The organism is Pedobacter yulinensis, from assembly GCF_003029735.1.
Classification (GTDB): domain Bacteria; phylum Bacteroidota; class Bacteroidia; order Sphingobacteriales; family Sphingobacteriaceae; genus Pedobacter; species Pedobacter yulinensis.
Window position 1 is genome coordinate 608,121 of record NZ_KZ686269.1, and the last position, 22,389, is coordinate 630,509.

At 51.3% G+C, this 22,389-nt stretch carries 21 protein-coding genes; 10 read left to right on the forward strand and 11 right to left on the reverse strand.

Going from position 1 to position 22,389, the window contains the following annotated elements; genetic code table 11:
* Window positions 1–55: 55 nt before the first annotated feature.
* Window positions 56–2,341 (forward strand): GH92 family glycosyl hydrolase, encoded by a 2,286-nt coding sequence (locus tag C7T94_RS10005; RefSeq protein WP_107215209.1) that lies wholly within the window; start codon window positions 56–58, stop codon window positions 2,339–2,341.
* On the opposite strand, the gene C7T94_RS10010 is transcribed toward C7T94_RS10005, so the two are convergent.
* The 3 genes from C7T94_RS10010 to C7T94_RS10020 form a co-directional block, all read right to left on the reverse strand.
* Window positions 2,324–2,827, reverse strand: a complete 504-nt coding sequence (locus C7T94_RS10010; protein WP_107215210.1) for a flavodoxin family protein — start codon at window positions 2,825–2,827, stop codon at window positions 2,324–2,326. The two genes, C7T94_RS10005 and C7T94_RS10010, sit on opposite strands and share 18 nt — an antisense overlap.
* A 428-nt stretch (window positions 2,828–3,255) precedes the next feature.
* Complete coding sequence (locus C7T94_RS10015) at window positions 3,256–4,281, reverse strand: glycosyltransferase family 2 protein (protein WP_107215211.1); 1,026 nt, start codon at window positions 4,279–4,281, stop codon at window positions 3,256–3,258.
* Complete coding sequence (locus C7T94_RS10020) at window positions 4,282–5,172, reverse strand: lysophospholipid acyltransferase family protein (RefSeq protein WP_239494979.1); 891 nt, start codon at window positions 5,170–5,172, stop codon at window positions 4,282–4,284.
* A 22-nt stretch (window positions 5,173–5,194) separates the two neighbouring features.
* On the opposite strand from C7T94_RS10020, the gene C7T94_RS10025 reads away from it, so the two are divergent.
* The 6 genes from C7T94_RS10025 to C7T94_RS10050 all read left to right on the forward strand — a co-directional run bounded on the left by C7T94_RS10025 (window position 5,195) and on the right by C7T94_RS10050 (window position 12,114).
* Complete coding sequence (locus C7T94_RS10025; protein WP_107215213.1) at window positions 5,195–5,818, forward strand: WbqC family protein; 624 nt, start codon at window positions 5,195–5,197, stop codon at window positions 5,816–5,818.
* Window positions 5,819–5,883: 65 nt separating this feature from the next.
* Window positions 5,884–7,014, forward strand: coding sequence for a magnesium/cobalt transporter CorA (corA, locus tag C7T94_RS10030; RefSeq protein WP_107215214.1), 1,131 nt, complete (start codon window positions 5,884–5,886; stop codon window positions 7,012–7,014).
* 32 nt (window positions 7,015–7,046) lie between these two features.
* Window positions 7,047–8,396 (forward strand): magnesium transporter, encoded by a 1,350-nt coding sequence (mgtE, locus tag C7T94_RS10035; RefSeq protein WP_107215215.1) that lies wholly within the window; start codon window positions 7,047–7,049, stop codon window positions 8,394–8,396.
* Window positions 8,397–8,409: 13 nt separating this feature from the next.
* A complete protein-coding gene (gene bioB / locus C7T94_RS10040) occupies window positions 8,410–9,417 on the forward strand; it encodes a biotin synthase BioB (protein ID WP_107215216.1) in 1,008 nt (335 codons plus the stop codon).
* On the forward strand, window positions 9,417–11,282 hold the full coding sequence (locus C7T94_RS10045; protein WP_107215217.1) for a M1 family metallopeptidase: 1,866 nt from the start codon (window positions 9,417–9,419) through the stop codon (window positions 11,280–11,282). Before bioB ends, C7T94_RS10045 begins: the two co-directional genes overlap by 1 nt.
* Window positions 11,283–11,346: 64 nt before the next feature.
* Window positions 11,347–12,114, forward strand: coding sequence for an outer membrane beta-barrel protein (locus C7T94_RS10050; protein ID WP_107215218.1), 768 nt, complete (start codon window positions 11,347–11,349; stop codon window positions 12,112–12,114).
* Between the two features lie 8 nt (window positions 12,115–12,122).
* On the opposite strand, the gene queG is transcribed toward C7T94_RS10050, so the two are convergent.
* Window positions 12,123–13,061: a tRNA epoxyqueuosine(34) reductase QueG gene (gene queG, locus C7T94_RS10055; protein WP_107215219.1), complete on the reverse strand. Its 939-nt coding sequence runs from the start codon at window positions 13,059–13,061 to the stop codon at window positions 12,123–12,125.
* Window positions 13,062–13,141: 80 nt separating this feature from the next.
* On the opposite strand from queG, the gene C7T94_RS10060 reads away from it, so the two are divergent.
* Window positions 13,142–13,348 carry a hypothetical protein gene (locus tag C7T94_RS10060; protein ID WP_107215220.1) on the forward strand — a complete coding sequence of 69 codons (207 nt, stop codon included), beginning with the start codon at window positions 13,142–13,144 and terminating at the stop codon, window positions 13,346–13,348.
* Between the two features lie 79 nt (window positions 13,349–13,427).
* Here C7T94_RS10060 and C7T94_RS10065 read toward each other — a convergent pair whose 3' ends face one another.
* The 5 genes from C7T94_RS10065 to pdxH form a co-directional block, all read right to left on the reverse strand.
* Window positions 13,428–14,936, reverse strand: coding sequence for a carbon-nitrogen hydrolase family protein (locus C7T94_RS10065; protein WP_107215221.1), 1,509 nt, complete (start codon window positions 14,934–14,936; stop codon window positions 13,428–13,430).
* Window positions 14,937–15,026: 90 nt separating this feature from the next.
* The gene (locus tag C7T94_RS10070; protein ID WP_107215222.1) at window positions 15,027–16,112 is read right to left on the reverse strand and encodes a Gfo/Idh/MocA family protein; all 1,086 of its coding nucleotides are present in this window, start codon (window positions 16,110–16,112) and stop codon (window positions 15,027–15,029) included.
* A gap of 1 nt (window position 16,113) precedes the next feature.
* A complete protein-coding gene (gene ruvB, locus C7T94_RS10075; protein ID WP_107215223.1) occupies window positions 16,114–17,136 on the reverse strand; it encodes a Holliday junction branch migration DNA helicase RuvB in 1,023 nt (340 codons plus the stop codon).
* A 15-nt stretch (window positions 17,137–17,151) separates the two neighbouring features.
* The gene (locus C7T94_RS10080; protein ID WP_394340998.1) at window positions 17,152–18,048 is read right to left on the reverse strand and encodes a 3-hydroxyacyl-CoA dehydrogenase family protein; all 897 of its coding nucleotides are present in this window, start codon (window positions 18,046–18,048) and stop codon (window positions 17,152–17,154) included.
* A gap of 37 nt (window positions 18,049–18,085) precedes the next feature.
* Window positions 18,086–18,739 (reverse strand): pyridoxamine 5'-phosphate oxidase, encoded by a 654-nt coding sequence (pdxH, locus tag C7T94_RS10085; RefSeq protein WP_107215224.1) that lies wholly within the window; start codon window positions 18,737–18,739, stop codon window positions 18,086–18,088.
* Between the two features lie 56 nt (window positions 18,740–18,795).
* On the opposite strand from pdxH, the gene C7T94_RS10090 reads away from it, so the two are divergent.
* Window positions 18,796–19,359 (forward strand): YqgE/AlgH family protein, encoded by a 564-nt coding sequence (locus C7T94_RS10090; RefSeq protein WP_107215225.1) that lies wholly within the window; start codon window positions 18,796–18,798, stop codon window positions 19,357–19,359.
* Window positions 19,360–19,475: 116 nt separating this feature from the next.
* On the opposite strand, the gene purE is transcribed toward C7T94_RS10090, so the two are convergent.
* Together purE and C7T94_RS10100 are read right to left on the reverse strand one after the other, a co-directional pair.
* Entirely contained in the window at window positions 19,476–19,982 is a 507-nt protein-coding gene (gene purE, locus C7T94_RS10095) for a 5-(carboxyamino)imidazole ribonucleotide mutase (protein ID WP_107215226.1), read from the reverse strand.
* A 2-nt stretch (window positions 19,983–19,984) separates the two neighbouring features.
* Entirely contained in the window at window positions 19,985–21,124 is a 1,140-nt protein-coding gene (locus C7T94_RS10100; RefSeq protein WP_107215227.1) for a 5-(carboxyamino)imidazole ribonucleotide synthase, read from the reverse strand.
* A gap of 53 nt (window positions 21,125–21,177) precedes the next feature.
* Here C7T94_RS10100 and C7T94_RS10105 point away from each other — a divergent pair, with 53 nt between their 5' ends.
* Window positions 21,178–22,368: a BaiN/RdsA family NAD(P)/FAD-dependent oxidoreductase gene (locus C7T94_RS10105; protein ID WP_107215228.1), complete on the forward strand. Its 1,191-nt coding sequence runs from the start codon at window positions 21,178–21,180 to the stop codon at window positions 22,366–22,368.
* Window positions 22,369–22,389: the final 21 nt, after the last annotated feature.

Genomic DNA, 22,389 nt, shown 5'->3' on the forward strand with positions numbered 1-22,389 from the left:
TTTTCTTTGACTTTTCTGCAAAATAGATACCTTAGATAAATATTATAAGCGAACAATGATCCGTAAAACTCTAAGCGGCCTGCTCATTCTCAGCAGCGTCGCTGCACATGCGCAGCAAAACCTGGTAAAATATGTCAGACCCATTATCGGAACCGAAAAAATGGGCCATACGTTTCCCGGCGCCACCGTGCCATTCGGCGCGGTACAGCTTAGTCCCGATACCGATACCATACCATACGAAAAAAATGGTAAGTACAACGGCGAGGTATATAAATACTGTGCCGGCTATAAATATGAAGACAAAACAATCGTTGGATTCAGTCACACGCATTTCAGCGGTACCGGGCATTCCGACCTGGGCGATTTTCTGATTATGCCCACCCAGGGACCCCTGCAGCTGAACCCCGGCACGGCGAATGATCCGGGGTCGGGCTTTCGTTCGGCATTCAGCCATCAGAACGAAACTTCCCAAGCGGGGTATTACAAGGTCAAGCTTGACGACCACAACATTACAGCAGAGCTAACAACGTCGCAGCGGGTAGGCATGCATCAGTATACCTTCCCAAAGTCAGATGAGTCGCATATTATCCTGGACCTGATGTCGGGTATCTACAACTATGACGATAAAAATGTCTGGACCTACGTCAGGGTGGTCAACGACACTTTGGTTACCGGTTACAGGCAAACCAACGGCTGGGCCAGGACACGCACGGTCTATTTCGCAATGACCTTTTCAAAACCATTCAAATCATACGGACAGAAGAATTACGATACACGGCAGGTATACCGCGGTTTCTGGGGAAAATTTGACCAGACCAAGAATTTCCCTGAACTGGCGGGCAAACGTTTCCGTATGTATTTTGATTTCAGCACGGCGGCTAACGAAAAGGTAAAGATCAAATTTGCGCTTTCGCCTGTAAGTCAGGAGGGTGCGCTGCGCAACCTGCAGCAGGAAGTACCAGGCTGGGATTTCGAGGCGGTAAAAAAGCAGGCCCAGGACAGCTGGAACAAAGAGTTGAACAAAATCGTGGTGAACACTTCAGAAAACGACAAGATCAATTTTTATACAGCGTTGTACCATGCTTTCGTGAACCCTACGCTGTACATGGACACCGACGGCCAGTACAAAGGCCTCGATCAAAACGTACATAAGGCAGAAGGTTTTAACAATTACACGACGTTTTCCCTTTGGGATACTTACCGTGCCCTGCACCCCTTCTTTAACCTGCTACAGCCCGCTCGCAACAATGACATGGTACACTCCATGCTGGCGCACTACGACCAGAGTGCATTGAAAATGCTGCCCATCTGGTCGCATTACGCCAATGATAACTGGTGTATGAGCGGCTACCACAGCGTTTCGGTCATTGCCGATGCCGTGATCAAAGGGGTATACAAGGGAGATGTGAATAAAGCGCTCGATGCCTGCGTGACGACTGCGCGTCACCGCAGTTACGAAGGAATCGGTTACTATATGGACCTCGGCTATATTCCGGCCGAAAAAAGTGGCGTCTCGGTTTCCAACACACTTGAGTATGCCTACGATGACTGGTGCATTGCCCAGATGGCCAAACGCCTGAACAGAAACGATATCTACGAAGAATTCAGCAAACGTGCCGGCAACTGGAAAAACAATTTTGACAGCAGCATCGGTTTCATGCGCCCTAAACTGGCAGACGGGTCATTCAAGAAAGAGTTCGATATTTTAAGTACCCATGGTCAGGGCTTTATAGAAGGAAATTCCTGGAACTACAGTTTCTTCGTGCCTCATCAGCCTGAACAACTGATCGAGATGATGGGTGGCAAGAAAAATTTCGCTTCTAAACTTGATACGCTTTTTACGATGCACCTGCCCGACAAGTTTTTTGCAGACACCGAAGATATTACACGCGAAGGGATCATTGGCGGATATGTTCATGGCAATGAGCCTGCTCACCACGTGGCCTACCTGTACAACTGGGCCGGGCAGCCCTGGAAAACGCAGCAGCGTATCCGCATGATCCTGAAAATGCAGTACAAGCCTACGGCCGACGGATTGGGCGGAAACGACGACTGCGGACAAATGAGCGCCTGGTACATGTTTTCGTCGATGGGATTTTATCCGGTAGCGCCGGGATCAGAGCAATATGCCCTCGGAAGCCCTTCTGTAAAAAATGCGGTTATCAAACTTGAGAACGGCAAAAGTTTCGAGGTGGAGGCCATTAACCAAAGCGACAAGAATGTTTATGTACAGAAAGTGCTGCTGAACGGCAAAGCTGTAGAAAATTTCACACTAAACCACAGCGACATTCTGAAAGGCGGGAAGATCACGTTTTACATGGGATCAAAAGCCAGAAAGTAATTTTTTCCAGGTATCCGGTTCATTTGACCGGATACCTGTATCTGAATTCAGATAAAGCGTTCCCGCGTACTGCATATCAAAGTACGCCGCTGACAGCCTGAACGGCTCCCCGAAGCCTGCCGGAAGTTCCGGGTCTGTTCCTATGGCCAGTACCACCAGTTTTTTTCCTGCCAGCTGCCTGCCGGTTTGTTGATCGGTCGTTACCAACCCTGTCATTCGGTCAAAGAAAGTTTTCATGAGCCCACTCATGCTGTACCAGTACACAGGTGTAGCCAGGATGAGCGTTTCGTACAACAGCATTTTCCGAACAATGCCGTTAAAGCTGTCATGGTCAGAATAGTCGCCTTCGTAATTAAAGGGATCGATCTTGAAATCGTACAGATCGAGCTGGTCAAATTCCATGTTTTCCATCATGACAGTAATGAGCCGGCCGGTGTTGCCGTGCTTCCGGGCGCTTCCGTTAATGACGAGGGGCGAGTTGATCATAATTGAAGATAGGGAAATTTAGGGGGAAAGGTGAAATGGAACTGGAATCATCAATGCAGAATCTGGAGCCAGGATAGGGGTGCGGAGCTGTTTAGTACACAAAGACTAAAGCGCAGTGACCAGGTGCCGGATCCTTCGACCATCAGGCCATCATTGTTATTCGGCGCGAAAGCGAAGATCTGTCTTCCCTCACGGCTCGTCATTCCGGAACCGGCATTGAGTTGCCTGGCGGGGGTATTTGCGCGGTGAGGAGTTCTACGCTTCCTGCTATTCAGCTGTAATCCATGTTTTTTTGAGAACGCAAGCGGTCCGGTCGCCTACAGCGAGATTCCTCCTTGAGGCGCTGGCTTTCGGAATGGCGGCAGGCGGCTTAAAAAGATTTCCCGGTGCGCCAGTGTGCGGAATAACGGTTTGGTTGTAGTTGGCGATCAGAATTTGAGTAGTGCTGAGAATTTTTTCTTCCCGCGTAGGAAAAAGTCCCAGACAATGCTGCCATGATACACGCCCCGGTGCTGCAGCAGGGGCCAGGCATGCTTTTCTCGTTTGGCGGCAGTTTTCCTCATCGCCCTGAGAAAATGCCAGTGCGCTCTGGAAACGGCCAGAGTAAGTTTTGGCTTACCTGTTAGCAAAAACTGCCACCAGGCAGCAAAATCAATCCACATGCGCAAGAAAAGCAGCCAGCCGGCACTGGCAGCTGGCAGGTTCTTCTGCATGATCATCAAATTGTTGCGAAAGTTCAGGTACGTCTTAAACGGATTGTCTTTCTGCAATGTGGCGCCGCCCACATGGAAAACCTGCGATTCTGCCACGTAAAGCACCTTAAGCCCACGATTCTTTAACCGCCAGCACAGATCGATTTCTTCCATATGCGCAAAAAGGTCTGCATCAAAGCCGCCAGTTGCGCGCCAGTATTTCGATTTGATAAAAAATGCGGCACCGCTGGCCCAGAAAACTTCGCCGCTGGCATCATATTGTCCGTGATCGGTTTCCTCGACATTAAAAATGCGTCCGCGGCAGAACGTGTACCCGAAGCGGTCTATAAAACCGCCGGCGGCGCCCGCATACTCGAACCGCGAACGGTCTTTATACGCTTTGATCTTGGGCTGGGCTGCGGCGACGGTATCGTCGGCCTCCATGGCAGCTACCACCGGCGCGATCCAGTTTTCCGGCACTTCGACGTCTGAATTGAGCAAAACAAAATAGTCTGCCTCTACACGTTCAAGCAGCGCGTTATAGCCACCGGCATACCCATAGTTGAGTCTGTTTTCAAGTATTTCAACCTCCGGAAAGCGACTGCGCACAAAATCGACAGAATCGTCTGTCGAGGCATTGTCGCCGAGAATAATCCTCAGGTTGTCGTACCGGCTCTTCAGCACCGAAGGAAGAAAACGGTTCAGCATGTCTCGTCCGTTCCAGTTCAGGATCACGACGGCAACAGCGGGCAGTTGGTTCATTTATGCAGGTTGATGTTTCCACCGATTGTGGCTCCAGAGCCAGAATTCGGGGTGTTCGTTAATACATTGTTCAAGGCAGGCGAAATGCATGCGCGTAAGCTCCATGTCCAGCGTTTGTTTTGGCTCGAGGCAAATGGGTTCGCAATGCACTTCGTAAAACCCGCGTCTGGGCCGCCTGATGGTAAAATAAAATACCGGCCGGTCGGTTTGCCGGGCAATTTTTTCAATTCCCGGCAGGGCAGCAGTAGGCTGATGAAGAAAGGGGACCCAGTAACGGGCCTCTTCCCTGACCGGCGACTGATCGCCTGCAAAGGCAAATAGCGTGGGTTCCTGGCGGTAAGCGGCCAGGGCCCGCAAGGTCTGTCGCATGGGTACCAGCACATTGCCAAACCTCGATCGTATTTTAAGGAAAAAATTGTCAAATTCCGGCTGGCTGAGTGGTTTGTAAATGGCCAACAGCTTTTGCCTGATCTCTGTGCCCATGGCCAGCGTTGCCCATTCCCAGTTGCCATAATGCCCGGTACAAGCCAGGGCGCTGCGGCCGCTGTCAAGCAGCACTTTAAGCCCTTCTGTATTGCTGAAGCTGACACGGCGCTGCAACTCGGCCTTAGAAAGCGAAGGCATTTTGATGATCTCGAACACCAGGTCTGCCAGGAAACTGTAAAACCTGCGTTCTATGCGGATAATTTCTGCCTGTGGTTTCTCTGGAAAAGCGCGCTTCAGGTTGGATCTGACCGTTTTTTTTCGGTAAGAGATGAGGTAATAAAGCAGATAATATGCTAACCTTGCAAAAAAATAAAGAACCGGCAGGGGGAGCAGCGACAGCAGGTACAGCAAAGAGATAGCAAGATAGGCGAGCCCCCTGTTCATCATCAATTTTAAACGGTTCAAGCGACAAAAGTAACAATTAGAGATGCAAAACACGGCTATATTCCCGCTATTTTATCTGCCGCCGGTCGACTACTTCCGCCTGATGCTCCGGCACGACGGGGAAATCGTCATTGATCAGCACGAGCATTTTCCCAAGCAGACCTACCGCAACCGCGCGGCTATTTATTCGCCAAATGGGCGGCTCGATCTAACCGTGCCGGTGGTAAAAGGAGCGAAGGTACATACCCGCATAACTGATGTGCGGATCAGTTATGATTTTGACTGGCCGCGCCTGCAGCGCCTTAGCCTGGAAAGCTGTTACCGGAGCTCTGCTTATTTTGAATATTATGAAGATGAACTGATGGCGTTCTTTGCGAAAAAACCTGTTTTCCTGTTTGATCTGAACATGGAGCTGACGCAATGGCTGCTGCAGAAGCTGAAAGCCGACATTTCTTTCACGCTCAGCACAGCCTACCGCACAGATGTAGCCCCCGAACTCGACTTCAGGACCTCTGTCCACCCGAAAAAAGAATCTTCGTTGCCGCCGCCAGCATCTTACTACCAGGTTTTTCAAGACAGGCATGGGTTTATGCCGAATCTCAGCATCATAGACCTGTTGTTTAACAAGGGGCCGCAGAGCAAAGGGGTACTGCTCACGAACGGGTAGGGGGTCGGAACAATTTTCTGAAGCCGCTGTTATTATCATACTTTTACAACACCAGCAGCCAGCACATGGGCAACAGCACCACAACATCCGTTCGAAACAAGCGCCGCAGTTATTCCCTGCCGGCGCCGGGCTCCAGCCCAGGCCTCGTTCACATACCCGAAGATGCCCTCAAGTCGAAGATCAGCCTGTATGTTTATAATGAAAAAAGTTTTGATGTGATGGAACTGACCAACCTCGACAAGGTGGCGGAACTATCGGCCGATAAAAAAAACTTTTACTGGTTCGACATTAAGGGACTTGGCACCGCGAAGGTCTTCGATACACTGAACAAACACTTCAAAGTAAGCAGGCTCGTGCTCGAAGACATTACCCGTACCTACCACCGCCCGGCTTTTGAAGAGTATGATGCGGAAGGCTATATCTTCGCCGTAAGCCGGATGTTGCGCTTCGATTCTGCGCAGAACCTTGAAAACGAACAAGTATCATTTATCGTGACAGACCGCGTGTTGGTCACGCTGCAGGAGAATTATGAAGACTGCCTGGAACCGGTACGTAAACGCCTTGAAGTTGGCCGGGGAAATATCCGCATCGGCGGCAGCAGTTATTTGATGTATGCCATCATGGATGCCATCGTAGATCATTATTTTGTATTGCTCAATGCCTGGAGCGAGGGTTTGGATAGCATTGAAGACCGCCTGTATGCACGGCCCGACCGGCAAATCATGTTCGACACGCAGACCATTAAGCGCTCACTGATCAGCATCAGGCGGGTGGCCTGGCCTGAGCGCGATAAACTGAATGATATCATCCGCAGCGACAGCCCTTTGATATCTGACCAGACCAGGCTGTACGTCAAAGATGCTTATGATCACTGCGTTCAAATCATCGACCTGATTGAGTCGCTGAAAGAAATTGCCGTAGCGAACGTGGATATGTATCTGTCTATCATCAGTAACCGCATGAACGAGATCATGAAGGTTCTGACCATCATCTCATCCATCTTTATTCCGCTTACATTTATTGCAGGCATTTACGGAATGAATTTTTCGCGTGAAGATCCCGTTACGGGCAAAGTTTTAAAAGAAAACATGCCCGAGCTTTATGCCGAACATGGTTATCTTTACACATTGATCGTCATGGCAGTTATCGCCATTGCACAGATCATCTATTTCTGGCGGAAAGGCTGGTTCAGGTAGCATACGCAATAAACAGGTAAACAGGGGGATATATGCATTCTTTCGAGTTGGATAAAAAAGATGTACAGAAGGTGAAGGCGGCCCTTGCCGAAGGTCAGGATGCAATTGAAACCCTGCTGCGCGACTACCACCCTTCTGAAATAGCCATTCTTTTCGAAGGCCTCGAAAAGGAGGAACGAGAGGTGATCATTAACCTGCTCGACAGTGCGCAGGCCTCAGAGGTGCTTTCTGAAATGGCCGAGGAAACGCACCCGGAAGAGCTGCTTCTGAACCTCGACCCTGAAAAACGTACCGGCATTGTTGAAGAGCTGGATTATGACGATGCCACCGACCTGATCTCGCAACTGGATAAGGAAGAACAGAACGAAATCCTCGACGAACTAAACGAGGAAGACGCCTCGCATATCCGCTCGCTGCTGAACTATCCAGAAGATACCGCGGGCGGGCTCATGAACACACGGGTTATCAAAATTCCCGCAGTGCTTTACAAGAAAGACGCCATTGACGAGATCATTCGCCAGTCTGAAGACATGGAGGAGTTTTATACAGTGTACGTTGTGGATCAGAAAGATATTTTCCAGGGCATTGTATCCCTTAAAGACATCATCAAATCAAGACCGGAGGCCAGGATTGCTGACCTGGTGGTCAAAGATGCAGTTTTTGTGCATCATGACACGGACCAGGAAGAAGTGGCCCGGCTGATCTCGCAGTACAACCTGAGCAGCATACCCGTGGTGGACCAGCATATGAAACTGCTGGGAAGGGTCACGTTCGACGATGTGATTGATGTACTCGAAGAAGAGAACACCGAAGACATTTTGAAGATCTCTGGTGTCTCTGAAGATGAGGAACTGAGCGGTAACTGGAAAGAAGCCGTAAAATCGCGTTTACCCTGGCTGGTCATTAACCTGGGCACGGCCTTCCTGGCCTCGTCGGTTGTGCGCTATTTTGAACCCACTATTGCGCGGATTGCGGTCCTGTCTGCCTATATGACCATTATTGCAGGCATGGGCGGGAATGCCGCTACACAAGCCCTGGCGGTTACGGTAAGACGTATTTCGCTGTATGACCTGACCGACAACCAGGCTTACCGCACGGTCTTAAAAGAGTTTACGGTGGGCCTCATAAATGGAGCAGTAACGGGTCTGATCGTGTTTTTGTTTGCCCTGTTTTTCGACATGAATACCATGCTTGGTGTAGTTATCTTCCTGGCCATGACGGGCAACCTGATTATTGCCGGAGTCACGGGCGCAGGCATTCCGCTGGTGCTGAAACGGGTGGGGATTGATCCGGCCATTGCATCTTCAATTATTATTACCACTTTTACCGATGTTTTCGGATTTTTGTTCCTGCTGGGTTTAGCCAGCCAGTTATTATTATAGATTCTGATAAAATATGCATACAACCAGACATGATTGGACCAGGGAAGAGATAGCGGCCATATACCACAAACCTTTTCTGGACCTTGTTTATGAAGCGGCTTCGATACACCGGGCTAACAAAGATTACAATGAAGTGCAGATCAGTTCGCTGATCTCGATAAAAACCGGCGGCTGCGCCGAAGACTGTGCCTACTGTCCGCAGGCAGCCCGCTACAATACAGATGTCAACGTACATGCGCTGATGAAGGTGAGCGAAGTTGTTAGTGCCGCAGTGCGTGCAAAAGAAGGAGGGGCTTCGCGCCTCTGCATGGGTGCAGCCTGGCGCGAAGTGCGGGACAATCGTGATTTTGACCGTGTCATTGAGATGGTCAAAGCCGTCAATGATATGGATATGGAGGTTTGTTGTACCCTGGGCATGCTGACTGAAAGCCAGGCCCAGCGCCTGGCCGATGCCGGTTTGTACGCCTATAACCATAACCTGGATACCTCTGAAGACGATTACAAACGCATTATATCTACCCGGACCTATGATGACCGGCTCAACACGATCAAAAATGTGCGCAAGGCGAAACTGACCGTTTGCAGCGGCGGCATTATCGGGCTCGGCGAGACAGTCGAAGACCGCGTTTCCATGTTGCATACCCTGGCCAATATGCCGAAACACCCCGAGTCGGTTCCGGTTAACGCCCTGGTGCCGGTCAAAGGAACGCCGCTCGAAGACCAGCCGCGGGTACCGATCTGGGACATGGTACGCATGATTGCCACGGCGCGTGTCGTGATGCCGAATTCAGTGGTTCGGTTGTCGGCAGGACGTACCGAAATGAGCACACTGGAACAGGCTTTCTGTTTTATGGCGGGTGCAAATTCAATTTTTGCTGGCGATAAGCTGCTCACAACACCCAATCCTGCTTTTGTAGATGATATGGCCATGTTTGAACTTCTCGGGCTGAAAACCCGCGAGGCCTTCAAGAATGGACGGCCGGCACGCGTGCTTCCACAGGAAGAAGTGCTCAGCGAATAATGAAGACGCTGTTTGTTTCGTTGCTGCTCGGCTTTACGCTTGCCGTATCGGCACAAACCAAGTTGCCCGTCGACGTTGCGGTTCAGCAGGCCTATGCCCGCGGTACCCGGAGCGTAACCGGGCAGCCCGGAACATCATACTGGCAAAATACAGCTGATTACGATCTGAAAATTGATTTCGATCCGAAAACGGGACTGCTGAACGGAAAGGTCCAGGTTAATTACCAAAACAACAGTCCCGATACTTTGCGGCAGCTCTGGCTGAAACTGTACCCCAACCTGTACAAGAAAGGCGTGCCGCGAAAGTCTAAAATTGCAGCTGCCGACCTCGGCGAGGGGGTTCAGATCACCGCGTTTCAGGTCGATTCTAAAAAAATGGAACCCGGATCGCTGCAGGAGGATGGCACCAACCTGGTATGCGAAATCGCCCCGCTGCTTCCGGGTGGCAGGATCAAGCTTTTCATTGACTACCATTACCTGGTCAATAAAGGCTCACACATCCGTACGGGTAAAGTCGATGATGGTTCCTGGTTCCTTGCTTACTTCTTTCCCCGCGTTGCCGTTTACGACGATATCGACGGATGGAACAAATATCCATATACCGGTGCTGAAGAATTCTACAATGATTTCTGCAATTTCAAAGCCGAGATCAGGGTACCGCGCAATTTCGTGGTTTGGGCTACCGGCGACCTGCAAAATCCGCAGCGAGTTTTGTCTTCATCGGTTGCGGCCCGTCTTGCACAGGCCGAAAAAAGTGACCAAACCATTGATGTGATCGGGCCTGCAGACCTGCAGGCAAATAGCGCCACCCGCCAGGATAAGTTTCTGACCTACCGGTATGCAGCTCAAAACGTACCTGACTTTGCCTTCGCCACGAGCGATCATTACCTCTGGAAATCGAAAAGTCTCGTAGTCGATTCTGCAACAGGCAGGCGGACCCGGGTTGATGCGGCTTTCAATCCGACGCACAAGGACTATTACGAAGTTGTAGACTTTGCCTACAAGACTGTGCAGGCCATGAGCTTCACCTTTCCGCGATGGCCATATCCCTATGCGCATGAAACCGTTTTCGACGGACTCGACCAAATGGAATACCCCATGATGGTGAACGACAATCCTGTAGATAAACGCGAAGACGCCATTACCCTTACCACCCACGAGATTTTTCACACCATGTTTCCGTTCTACATGGGAACGAACGAAACGAAATATGCCTGGATGGACGAAGGCTGGGCAACCATAGGCGAGTGGCTGCTGTCTCCCATCATCGAGCCCGCTTTTACAGACGACTATGGCATTGCGCCTACTGCGCAAACCTCGGGTACGAAGAACGATACGCCTGTCATCACACCAACCACCCAGCTTGCTGGTGCCGGCAGTTTTACCAACTCTTATCCAAAACCCGCGCTTGGCTACCTTTACATCAGGGAGATGCTGGGCGATTCCCTCTTCAACAAAGCGTTGCACCATTATATCAGTACCTGGAATGGCAAACACCCCACACCGCACGATTTTTTCAACTGCATGAATGCCGGCAGCGGCCGCAACCTGAACTGGTTCTGGCAGCGTTGGTTTTATGCTTCGGGCGTGACCGACATGGGCCTCACCGCCGTCCATAAAACAGCCGCGGGTTACAGTGTGGAAGTAGAAAACAAGAGCGATAAGCCCTTACCGGTTCACCTCAGGCTGTTCTTTGAAGACGGCAGCAGCACGGAGCAGCGGCATTCGGTTGCAGTTTGGGAGCGTGGCGACAGGAAGATCGCTATCCCTGTTGTAACAGGCAAGCGCCTCGTAAAAGTGACCATGGGAAGTACGTATGTACCTGACCGGGCAAAAGGCGACAACACCTTTGTTGTGACCCAATAGCGCCGTTAAATTGTTACTTCGAACTCAAGATCGTTTCGCTATCTTTAGTTAAACACCACACAACATGAAATCTATTAACAAAAGCGCAGCTTGCAGGGCCGGGGTGCTCTGCAGCCTTATGATGGTCTCTTTTCTCGTTACACGCGCCCAGGAGCCGACGGTACGGTTCGGTATCAAATCTGGCGTTAATTTCTCCTTTTTTACACGCAATGTAGACGGCTTTGGCCGCAGGGCGCGAAACGAATCTTATAAAACAGATTACAATACGTTCTTCCGCACGAGCATTCCTGCCTCGCTCAATCTCGAACTAGGTCTTACCGAACAGGTGGCACTGGATATTGAGGCGGGTTACAGTCCGCGGGGCATGGCGTACCGCCGGCCTACCGACCTGTACGTATATGACGCCGATGGCAACGCAAGCCGAGCACATGATTACTACACTTACCGTCTGGAGTTTGCCGAGACCCCGGTTACCGTCAAAGTAACCCTGGGCGGAATGCCGCAGGAGGGACGACTGCGGGCCTACGCCGGCGTTGCACCTGCCTGGCTCTTTGACTATTCGGCCAAGCTTACTTTTGACCGGGTAAATGGGCAGGCTTACAGTGGGCGTGACTTCGAATACATGCCGCCGGTAAAACGCTTCAACGTGAGCGCACTGGGGGGCATCCAGTGGGTGTCTTCCAAACGAACACGGCGGGAGCCTTCATTCCTGTTCGATTTCAGAACAAGCTATGCCTGGTTGCCGGTGTTTGAAGAAACGCGGAGCAGCGAACAGGAAAACATGCGCACAGGTATGATTACATTTTCACTGGGGGCGGGCCTGCTGTTTTAACCTGCAGGCTAATCGGTTTCCCTCAGAAAATCAATGTTGCGCTGCAGCCCGCTGAACTTGGTGCGCTTTACGGCCGACCCTTTGAAGACTTTGCGAAAAACATCTTCTGTAATTTCGCTGATCTGTTCCCGGCTCATGTTAAGCAGGCCGTCTGCGGGTCTGAATGCCTGTTCCTGGTGTACGGTTGAGAAACGGTTCCAGGGGCAGACATCCTGGCAAATATCGCAGCCGAACACCCAGTTATCCATCTTGCCTTTAAAGGCGGCTGGAATTTCATTTTTAAGCTCAATGGTCAGGTAAGAAATGCAGCGGCTGCCATCTACCACATAAGGCTGGGCAATGGCATCGGTAGGGCAGGCATCGATGCAGCGGGTACAGCTGCCGCAATGGTCATTTTGAAAAGCTTCGTCATAATCCAGCTCCAGGTCAATGATCAGCTCTGCCAGGAAGAAGAATGAACCTTTCTTCTGACTGATCAGATTGCTGTTTTTGCCCTGCCAGCCTAAGCCTGCGCGCTTTGCCCAGGCCTTGTCCATGACCGGTGCCGAGTCTACAAAGGCGCGGCCGTCTACATCGCCGATGTTTTGGCGTATGAAGTCCAGCAGGGCGAAAAGCTTTTCTTTGATCACGGTGTGGTAATCGGTTCCAAAGGCATATTTCGAAATTTTCGGTGCCTCTGGGTCTTCCTGTTTCTGATCGGTATAGTAGTTTAGGGCCAGGGAGATCACCGAGCGTGCTCCCGGTACCAGCAAGCGCGGGTCCAGCCGCTTGTCGAAATGATTTTCCATATACGCCATCTCGCCATGGGCGTTCTGTTTCAGCCAGTTCTCCAGCCTTGGGGCTTCCTCTTCAAGAAACGCAGCGCGGGCAATACCACATTGAAAAAAGCCCAGCCGGGTGGCTTCAGCCTTGATCATTGCTGCATAAGAAGAGGATTTCGTTGCCATTTAAGCTGCAAAGTTAAGGCTAAAAACCAAACCATTTAACATTTGTGTTGTTAATGAGACATCAAACTAATCACAACGTTATGGAAAATACAGATCCGCAACATCAGCACGGCGAACACACGCCGCCTCCTGTTGAGCACGATTATAGCAAACATGAGAACAACCCCGGCCCCTCGAAAGAAGCAGTCGAAGAACGCAACAGCAACGGTGCCGGTTCGATTTTAAAATGGATAATCCCGGTCCTGGTCATCGCACTGCTGGTGTGGTGGTTCCTGATCAAAAAATAATTTTTGTGTGTTTTAAATTTTAAAGGCCCGGCAATTTGCCGGGCCTTTTTCATGTTCTGCGGACTGAAGAGCCTGGAGGTTATTTCAGGAGCTTTACCTGGTAAAGGTCTTTTCTTCTGTCTTTCAGTATTTTGACCGTACCGAAATGGTGCAGCTCATCGAGCAGGTGGAGGTCGACATCGGCCACAAGCATCATTTCGGTGTTGGGTGTTGTTTCTGCTTTGATGCCGTTCGTAGGGAAGGCAAAGTCTGAAGGCGTAAATACCGCCGATTGTGCAAACTGAATATCCATGTTGTTCACCTTTGGCAGGTTACCCACGCAACCGGCTATGGCTACATAACACTCATTTTCTATGGCGCGTGCCTGCGCACAGTGTCTTACCCGCGTATAACCGTTTTGTGTATCGGTCAGGAATGGAACGAAAAGCAGTTGCATGCCCTGGTCGGCGTAAATGCGGCTCAGTTCCGGGAACTCCACGTCGTAGCAGATCAGGATTCCTATTTTACCGCAGTCGGTATCAAAAACCTGGATATTGCTGCCGCCGGTCATGCCATAATATTTTTGCTCGTTTGGCGTAATGTGAATTTTCCTGTATTCATCTATTTTGCCGCTGCGGTGGCACAGATAGGTGGCATTGTAAAGCTTATTGTCTTCCAGGAGCGGCATGCTGCCCGAAATGATGTTTACATTATACGATACGGCAAACTCATGCATTTTATCTACAATCTCGCCGGTTTTTTCGGCCAGCCTGCGCATGGCTTCCATTTCTCCCAGGTGATTATAGGGCTGAAGCAGCGGCGTATTGAAAAACTCGGGAAACATGATGAAGTCAGACTTGTAACCGCTTACCGCATCAACGAAAAATTCGACCTGTTCATAAAAACTTTCCATATCAGGAAACAGGCGCATTTGCCATTGAACCAGGCCCAGCCTGATCGTTTTTGCAGACCGGGCCGATGCCTCTATGCCCTGGTAGTAAATGTTGTTCCACTCAATGAGTGTGGCAAATTCTTTCGACTCATGGTCGCCGGGAAGGTAGTTGCGGAGAATTTTACGGACGTGAAAATCGTTCGACAGCTGGAAGGTCAGCGTTGGGTCATAGACCTCTTTGGTTTTTACCCGGTCAATGTATTCGCGCGGGTTCAGCGTACCTGCATAAGCATGGTAGCCTGGTATACGCCCGCCGGCAATGATGCTTTTCAGGTTAAGGCTTTCGCAAAGTTCCTTGCGGGCTTCATACAGCCGACGGCCCAGGCGCAGGCCCCGGTACTCGGGGTGCACAAAAATTTCGATGCCGTAAAGCGTATCGCCGGTCGGGTCGTGCGTGGAAAAAGTATAGTTGCCCGTAATGTTCATGTAGGTATGTTTATCCCCATACTCATCATAGTCTACAATGATGGAGAGTGCACAGGCAACAACCTTTTCATCGACCGTAATGCAAAGCTGCCCTTCAGGAAAGATCCTGATCAGTTTCGTGATGCTTGCTTTTGACCACGCCTGTCCGCCCAGGGTATCGTAGGCCTGAAGCATCGATTCTTTGAGATCTTCATAATCAGTATCGATCAGTTTTCTAAGTTCAATATTCATACATGTCTTTTTTATAGCACGGGGCCTGCCGAATCAAACAACACGGCCGGCTGTACTTTGTTGGGTACTGATTGGAATTTGTAAGGGAAACTACCGTGCCTGCAGCACGACACGTCGCTTTTCTTTTGCCGCCTTCCTGGCTGCGTCCAGAATGCGCATAACAGTCATGTTGTAGGAAAGCGAGGACGGGCTGTTTGCCGGATTGATCCCGCCGTTCAGGACAGCATTCAGGTAAGAAAACGGGTTGTCAAACGGGGCTGAAAGTGCCTCGGCGGGGATGGTACTGCCTTGCCGGTTGCCAAAGCGGCTGGTTACCTGCCTCTGGTCCCTGGCGTGGTAATAACCTTTATCGCCGAAAACCTCGAGGTCTTTGATGTCGAACGGCCAGTTCCAGGAGGCTTCAATGAAGCCGGTGGCGGTGCGGTACTCCAATTGAACCGAAGCATCATCGTCTACCTTTGGGTACATGCCGGGTTTAAAGGTTCGCGTAACGGCAGTAACTGCCAGGGGTGCTTCGCCATTCATGAGCCAGGTCATGAGGTCGGCGCCGTAGCAGCCAAAATCGTTCAGGGCTCCGGCCCCGTTCAGCACCGGATCTGTGAGCCAGGCGAGAAATTCCTCGCTGCAGCCAATTTCGCGCGGGCCGCGGTGCCCGTCGTGTGCAACCATTCGCGTAATGCCGCCAATCTTGCCCGAACGAACCCCGTCGTAAACTGTTTTGACGCTCGCATACCAGGTTGTTTCATAATTGGTAAGCAGCTTGATCTGGTAGCGTGCGGCCAATTGCTCCATTTCCCTGGCCTGCGCCAGCGTTGCGGCAAGTGGCTTTTCTACCATGACCGAAATACCCAGCGGTGCGCACATTCTGACCAGGTCCACGTGCTCGCCTACGGGATTATAGCCGAGCACAGCTTGAGGCCGCTTGCGAAGGAGCAACTCGCGCAGGCTGCCGTGAAAAAGGGTATCTGGCAGCTTGTATAGCGCCGCATATTTTTTCCGCAGGGCAACGTTTGGCTCTGCAATTCCCACAATATCGATGCGTCCTTTGCCATATTCGCGCAAGGCCAGGTGAATATGGTCATGGCTTAAGCCGGCAATGACCACGCGGACCGGTGCTTGCCTGGCAGTTGCCTGCAGACCAGCCAGGAGCAGGAAAAAGAGGAACAGTTGTTTCATATCAGAAAAGGGTCGGTAAGGCTCCCGGCCGGTTCAGGCCCAGGTGTTTGTAAGCATTATCTGTCGCTTCGCGGCCGCGGGACGTTCGCATCAGGTAACCTTCCTGGATCAGGAACGGTTCATAAACTTCTTCGATCGTGCCCTCGTCTTCCCCTACAGCCGTAGCAATGGTTTTCAGACCGACCGGCCCGCCTTTGAACTTTTCGATGATGGTCATCAGGATCTTGTTGTCCATTTCGTCGAGCCCGTGCTCATCAACATTCAGGGCGTTGAGGGCAAAGCTTGCTATTTCTGTATCGATGCTGCCATTTCCCTTTACCTGTGCAAAGTCGCGGGTACGCCTGAGCAGCGCGTTGGCAATACGCGGCGTACCGCGGCTGCGCCGGGCAATCTCAAATGCACCCTCGTCTGTGATCGGTGTGCGGAGAATTTCTGCAGACCGGAGTACGATGGTGGTCAGCAGCTTGGCATCATAATACTGCAGCCTGGAATTGATCCCGAAGCGGGCGCGTAACGGGGCAGTAAGCAAACCGGAACGGGTGGTCGCACCCACGAGCGTAAACGGGTTCAGCGAAATTTGAACCGAGCGGGCATTCGGACCAGTTTCCAGCATGATGTCGATCTTAAAATCTTCCATAGCCGAATAGAGGTATTCCTCAACCAGGGGACTGAGCCGGTGAATTTCATCGATAAACAAAATGTCGCCGGTGTCAAGGTTGGTAAGCAATCCAGCTAGGTCGCCTGGCTTGTCCAGAACCGGGCCCGATGTGATCTTTATACCCGCGCCCATTTCGTTGGCAATGATGTGCGAGAGGGTTGTTTTGCCGAGTCCGGGCGGGCCATGCAGCAGAACATGGTCCAGCGCTTCGCCGCGCATTTTTGCAGCCTGCACAAAAATTTTCAGGTTCTGCATCACCTTTTCCTGCCCGGTAAAATCTTCAAATGCCTGCGGGCGCAGCACCTTCTCTATATCTCGTTCGGCAGGGCTGAGGTTGTACGCTTCCGGGTCCAGGTTTTCGTTCATCTGTTAAAGGTAAAGCTATTTTTGAAATTTGGCCGAAACGACCAGGTCTTTCGAGCCGGACGTATAGGTATAAAAACCTTCGCCGGTTTTTGCTCCCTGTTTGCCTGCTTCAACCATGTTAACGAGCAGCGGGCAGGGTGCATATTTTGGATTTCCGAAACCTTCCTGCAGTACCCGGAGAATGGCCAGGCAGACATCAAGCCCGATAAAATCGGCCAGCTGCAACGGCCCCATCGGGTGCGCCATGCCAAGCCGCATTACCGTATCAATTTCCTCCACGCCGGCAACGCCCTCGTGCAAGGAATAAATGGCTTCATTGATCATGGGCATCAGGATCCGGTTTGCAACAAACCCGGGGTAATCATTAACCTCGACCGGGCTTTTGCCGAGTGCTGCAGCAAGTTCCATGACGCGTGCAGTCGTCTCGTCGGTTGTGGCATAGCCACGAATAACCTCAACAAGCTTCATCACCGGAACCGGGTTCATGAAGTGCATGCCGATCACTTTTTCAGGGCGGCCGGTGCGTGCCGCAATTTTGGTGATCGAGATTGACGAGGTGTTAGAGGCCAGAATGGCATCTGACGGCGCCAGTTTATCCAGCTGGGCAAAAATGTCCAGTTTCAGGTTGGTATTTTCAGTTGCCGCCTCGACCACCAGCTGAGCGTCGCTTACGCCTGGTCCGGTTTCTGTAAAAGTCCTGATCCGGCCCAGCGTGGCGTGCTTTTGTTCGCCGGTCAGAATGCCCTTGCTTACCTGGCGGTCCAGGTTGCGGGTAATGGTCTGTAGGGCTTTGTCCAGGGCTTCGGTGCTGATATCGACCAGCGACACGTTAAAACCGTGCTGCGCGAAGGTATGGGCAATGCCGTTGCCCATGGTGCCGGATCCGATGACGGTGATGTTTTTTATGTCCATGAAAAATAAGTTGGTCTTGTTGCGTGCGGCTAAATGATCAGGGAGCGAGGCGGTTTTTTACCCAGATGCCGTTCTCCATCAGCCGGTAGGCAATGCGGTCATGCAGGCGGCTGGGACGTCCCTGCCAGAACTCCACGTAGTCTGGCCTGAGCTGGTAACCACCCCATTCCAGCGGTTTTGGTACGTCCTGTCCATCAAATTGCGCGGTCAGCATATTTACCTTGTCTTCCAGGTAGGCCCGGTCAGGAATGACACGGCTCTGCGGCGAAGCAGCAGCCCCGATCTGGCTGCCACGGGGCCGCGACTGGAAATACTGAACGGAGCGTTCCTCGCCAATTTTGCTGACGGTTCCTTCTATGCGTACCTGCCGCTCCAGCTCATCCCAAAAGAACAGCAGGGCAGCCTGCGGATTTTCTGCCAGGTGATCGCCTTTCCGGCTATTGTAATTCGTGTAAAATACAAAGCCCTCCTGGTCGTAGCCTTTCAGCAAAAGAATGCGAGCAGATGGTCTTCCCTGTGCATTTGCGGTAGCCACAGTCATGACATTTGGTTCATAGATGTTTGCCTGCACGGCGTTTTCAAACCATATGGCAAACTGGAGAATGGGGTCGGCTTCGGTGTCTTTTTCTTCCAGGCTTGCATTGCGGTAGTCCTGGCGCAGGTTCTGGATAAATTCTGTGGTGATCTGCATGCAACAAAATTACGTTAATTTGGTTATATATTGTAACCACCACAATCTGAAACCATATGCTGAGTAAATTATCGCCACAAGCCGGAAGGATCCTGATTTCAGAACCCTTCATGATGGATCCGAACTTCAAACGCTCCGTTGTACTGCTCGCCGAGCATACGGAAGAGGGTACGCTGGGTTATGTCGTGAACCAGGTCAGTGACCTTGAAATAGGCGATGTTGTGGAAGATTTCGCGGCCGCAAGTCACCGGGTGTTTATCGGTGGCCCGGTCGGACAGGACACCTTACATTTTGTGCACCGGTGTTATGACCTGCTGCAAAGCGGACACGACCTGGGAAACGGCCTTTACTGGGGCGGAAACTTCGAAACCCTGACAATCCTGCTGCAGAACAATGCGATCGCTGAAGAAGACATCCGGTTTTTCCTGGGGTATTCAGGCTGGGGGACCGGTCAGCTTGACGATGAGATAGACCAGAATACCTGGATTGTCGGAAATGTCTCGCATCCCGACATCCTGTTCAACGAAGACATGGAGCGGCTATGGAAGGAAGTGGTTATCGACATGGGACCGAAATATGCACATGTCAGCAATTTTCCGACTGATCCCAGCTTAAATTGAAATTGTATGGTGTTGAACCACCGCTGATAAAGAGCGGCTGAAAACCAAAGCGTACCAACAGGCATGCCGCACCGATATTCGCACCAGGACCAGACAGGGACGCCACCTGCAGGTCTTCAGCTTTTCGCTTCTACCTCGGCGGCGCTTTCTTCGATTTTCTTTTTCAGGTCGTCTTTATATTGCTGCATTTTGCCGGTCAGCTCTTCGCTCGAGGTAGCAAGGATCTGTGCAGCCAGTAAGCCTGCATTTTTTGCGGCATTCAGTGCTACAGTTGCCACCGGAATGCCGTTTGGCATCTGGAGTATGGACAGAATGCTGTCCCAGCCGTCTATGGAGTTTGAAGATTTTACGGGAACGCCGATAACCGGTAAAGTTGTGATCGAAGCCACCATACCGGGAAGATGCGCAGCACCGCCGGCACCGGCTATAATGACACGGATGCCCCGGCCGGCAGCGGCTTTGGCGTAGTCGAACATGCGCTCAGGGGTGCGGTGTGCTGAAACGACGGTGATCTCGAAAGCGATCCCAAATTCCTTTAAAACGTCTGCCGCATCCTGCATAATGTTCAGGTCAGACTTGCTGCCCATGATGATTCCTACCTGAGCCGGTTGTTTTTGCTCCATATCTAGCTGATTACTTTTAAGGTTTGCTGCACATAACGTGCTTTTTCTATCGCTTTTTCGCGGTTTTGGTCAACAACGGTTACATGGCCCATTTTGCGGAAAGGTTTGGTGTATTTTTTTCCATAAAGGTGAACGTAAACCCCTTCAATGGCCATTACGCGCTCCAGGTCCTGGTAAACAGCCAATCCTTCATGTTTCTTTTCTCCAAGCAGGTTGATCATTACCGCATTGCTCAAAGCACGCGTATCGCCGGGAGGGAGGTTAAAAATGGCGCGCAGATGCTGTGCAAATTGCGAAGTATAGTTGCCTTCTATGGAGTGGTGACCACTGTTGTGCGGCCGCGGGGCCAGTTCGTTAACCAAGATATCGCCGTCGTGGGTCACGAACATTTCTACTGCAAGCAGACCGGTTATGTTGAGTGCTGAAGCAATGCTGACCGCGATTTTTTCAGCCTTTTGTTGTATGGTTTCGGGATAGGTGGACGGGGAAATCAGAAATTCGACCAGGTTGGCCTCTTTGTTGAACTCCATTTCGACCACCGGGAAAGTGCGCACATCACCGTTTGCGTTTCGCGAAACGATCACCGAAATCTCCTTGTCAAAATCGACCAGGGCTTCTGCCAGCAGCGGCGATTCGAATGCCTGATCCGCGTCATCTGCATTGCTGATGAGCATAACGCCCTTGCCGTCATAGCCGTCGCGCCGCTGTTTAACAATGTAGGGGAAGGGGAAAGCACAATTGGGCAGGTCTTCCTTGCTGCTGAAAAGCTGGAAAGGGGCGGTGGGGATATCGTTTTCTTTAAAAAACTGTTTCTGAATCCCTTTATCCTGGATGAGCCGGATAACCCTTGGCTGCGGATAAACGATCTTACCTTCTCGTTCCAGCTGTTCAAGCGCTTCTATATTTACCTTTTCAATCTCGATGGTGATGATATCGGCCTTCTTGCCGAACTGGTACACCGTGTCGAAATCGGTAATAGAACCACATTCGAACTTATGGGCAATGTCCTTGCAGGGTGCATCATGATCGGGATCGAGCACATGGGTAACCAGGTTGTAATTAATGGCTTCCTGGATCAGCATGCGACCAAGCTGGCCGCCGCCAAGGATGCCCAATTTTAAATCACTGATCTGTTTTGCCATAAGGTCAAGAAAGTATGCTAATTTTGGCCAAAAATAAGAATATTTAGGAAAAGATGGTGGCAGATGCGATAATTGTCGGTGCAGGCGCCTGCGGGTTGATGTGTGCGGTTCAGGCAGGTTACCTGGGCAAGAAGGTGTTGCTGCTTGAAAAAAACAAGCAGCCGGGAGCCAAGATCCTGATCTCTGGCGGTGGTCGCTGCAACTACACTAACCTCTTCACAACAGCCGAGCAATTCATATCTGCCAATCCGCATTTCATTAAATATGCATTGGGCCGGTGGACGGTTGAGGATACCATATCTTTTTTTGAACTGAACGGTATTCCTGGTGCTGAAAAGACGCTCGGTCAGTTATTCCCGGCCAACGGAAATGCAAAAGATGTTGTCCGCCTGTTCACCAGACTGTGTGCTGATTTTGGCCAGGAAATCAGGTGCGGTGCGGAAGTTAAAGATATCAGGCCCCTGGAACAGGGCTTCGAGGTCGAATATGAGAAAGATGGCCGCCTGGATACGGTCAGCAGTCCGAAGGTGGTCATCGCCTCCGGCGGATTACCGATCCCAAAGATGGGCGCGAGCGATTTTGCCCTGCGTTGGGGAAGGAAACAGGCGCTGAAAATTGTCGAAACGGCTCCGGCACTGGTGCCGCTTACAATTACCGGCAAGGATGAAAGCTGGTATGCACAGCTTTCGGGCAATTCGGTCTTCGCCAGTGTTGGGAACGAGCGGATCGATTTTGAAGAAAACGTACTGTTTACGCACTGGGGACTGAGCGGCCCGGCGGTTCTGCAGATTTCCTCGTATTGGCGCAGGGGCGAAACCATCTCCCTAAACCTGCTTCCGGGCAAAGATATTGTTCCGCTTCTGGAGCAGGAGCGTAAATCGAACGGCGGCACCCTGCTCGCCGCTTTTCTGCAGCGCTTTGTGACCAGGCGGTTTAGTGAGGCTCTGGGTAAATTCCTGCCGCTGTCTAAAACTGTGGCCGCTTTGACAAAAGAAGAAATAAACCGGGTTTACGATACGATCCACCGGTTTACCGTCAAGCCAGCAGGCGATAAAGGGTATGACAAAGCTGAAGTCATGCGCGGCGGGATCGATACGAATGAACTGTGGCCGAAAACACTGGCCTGCCGTAAAATTCCCGGCCTTTATTTCGGCGGTGAATGTGTGGACGTAACAGGCTGGCTGGGCGGATACAATTTTCAGTGGGCCTGGGCAAGTGGTTTTTTGATTGCACAGGATCTGTAACGCGAAACCCGCATAGAGGCT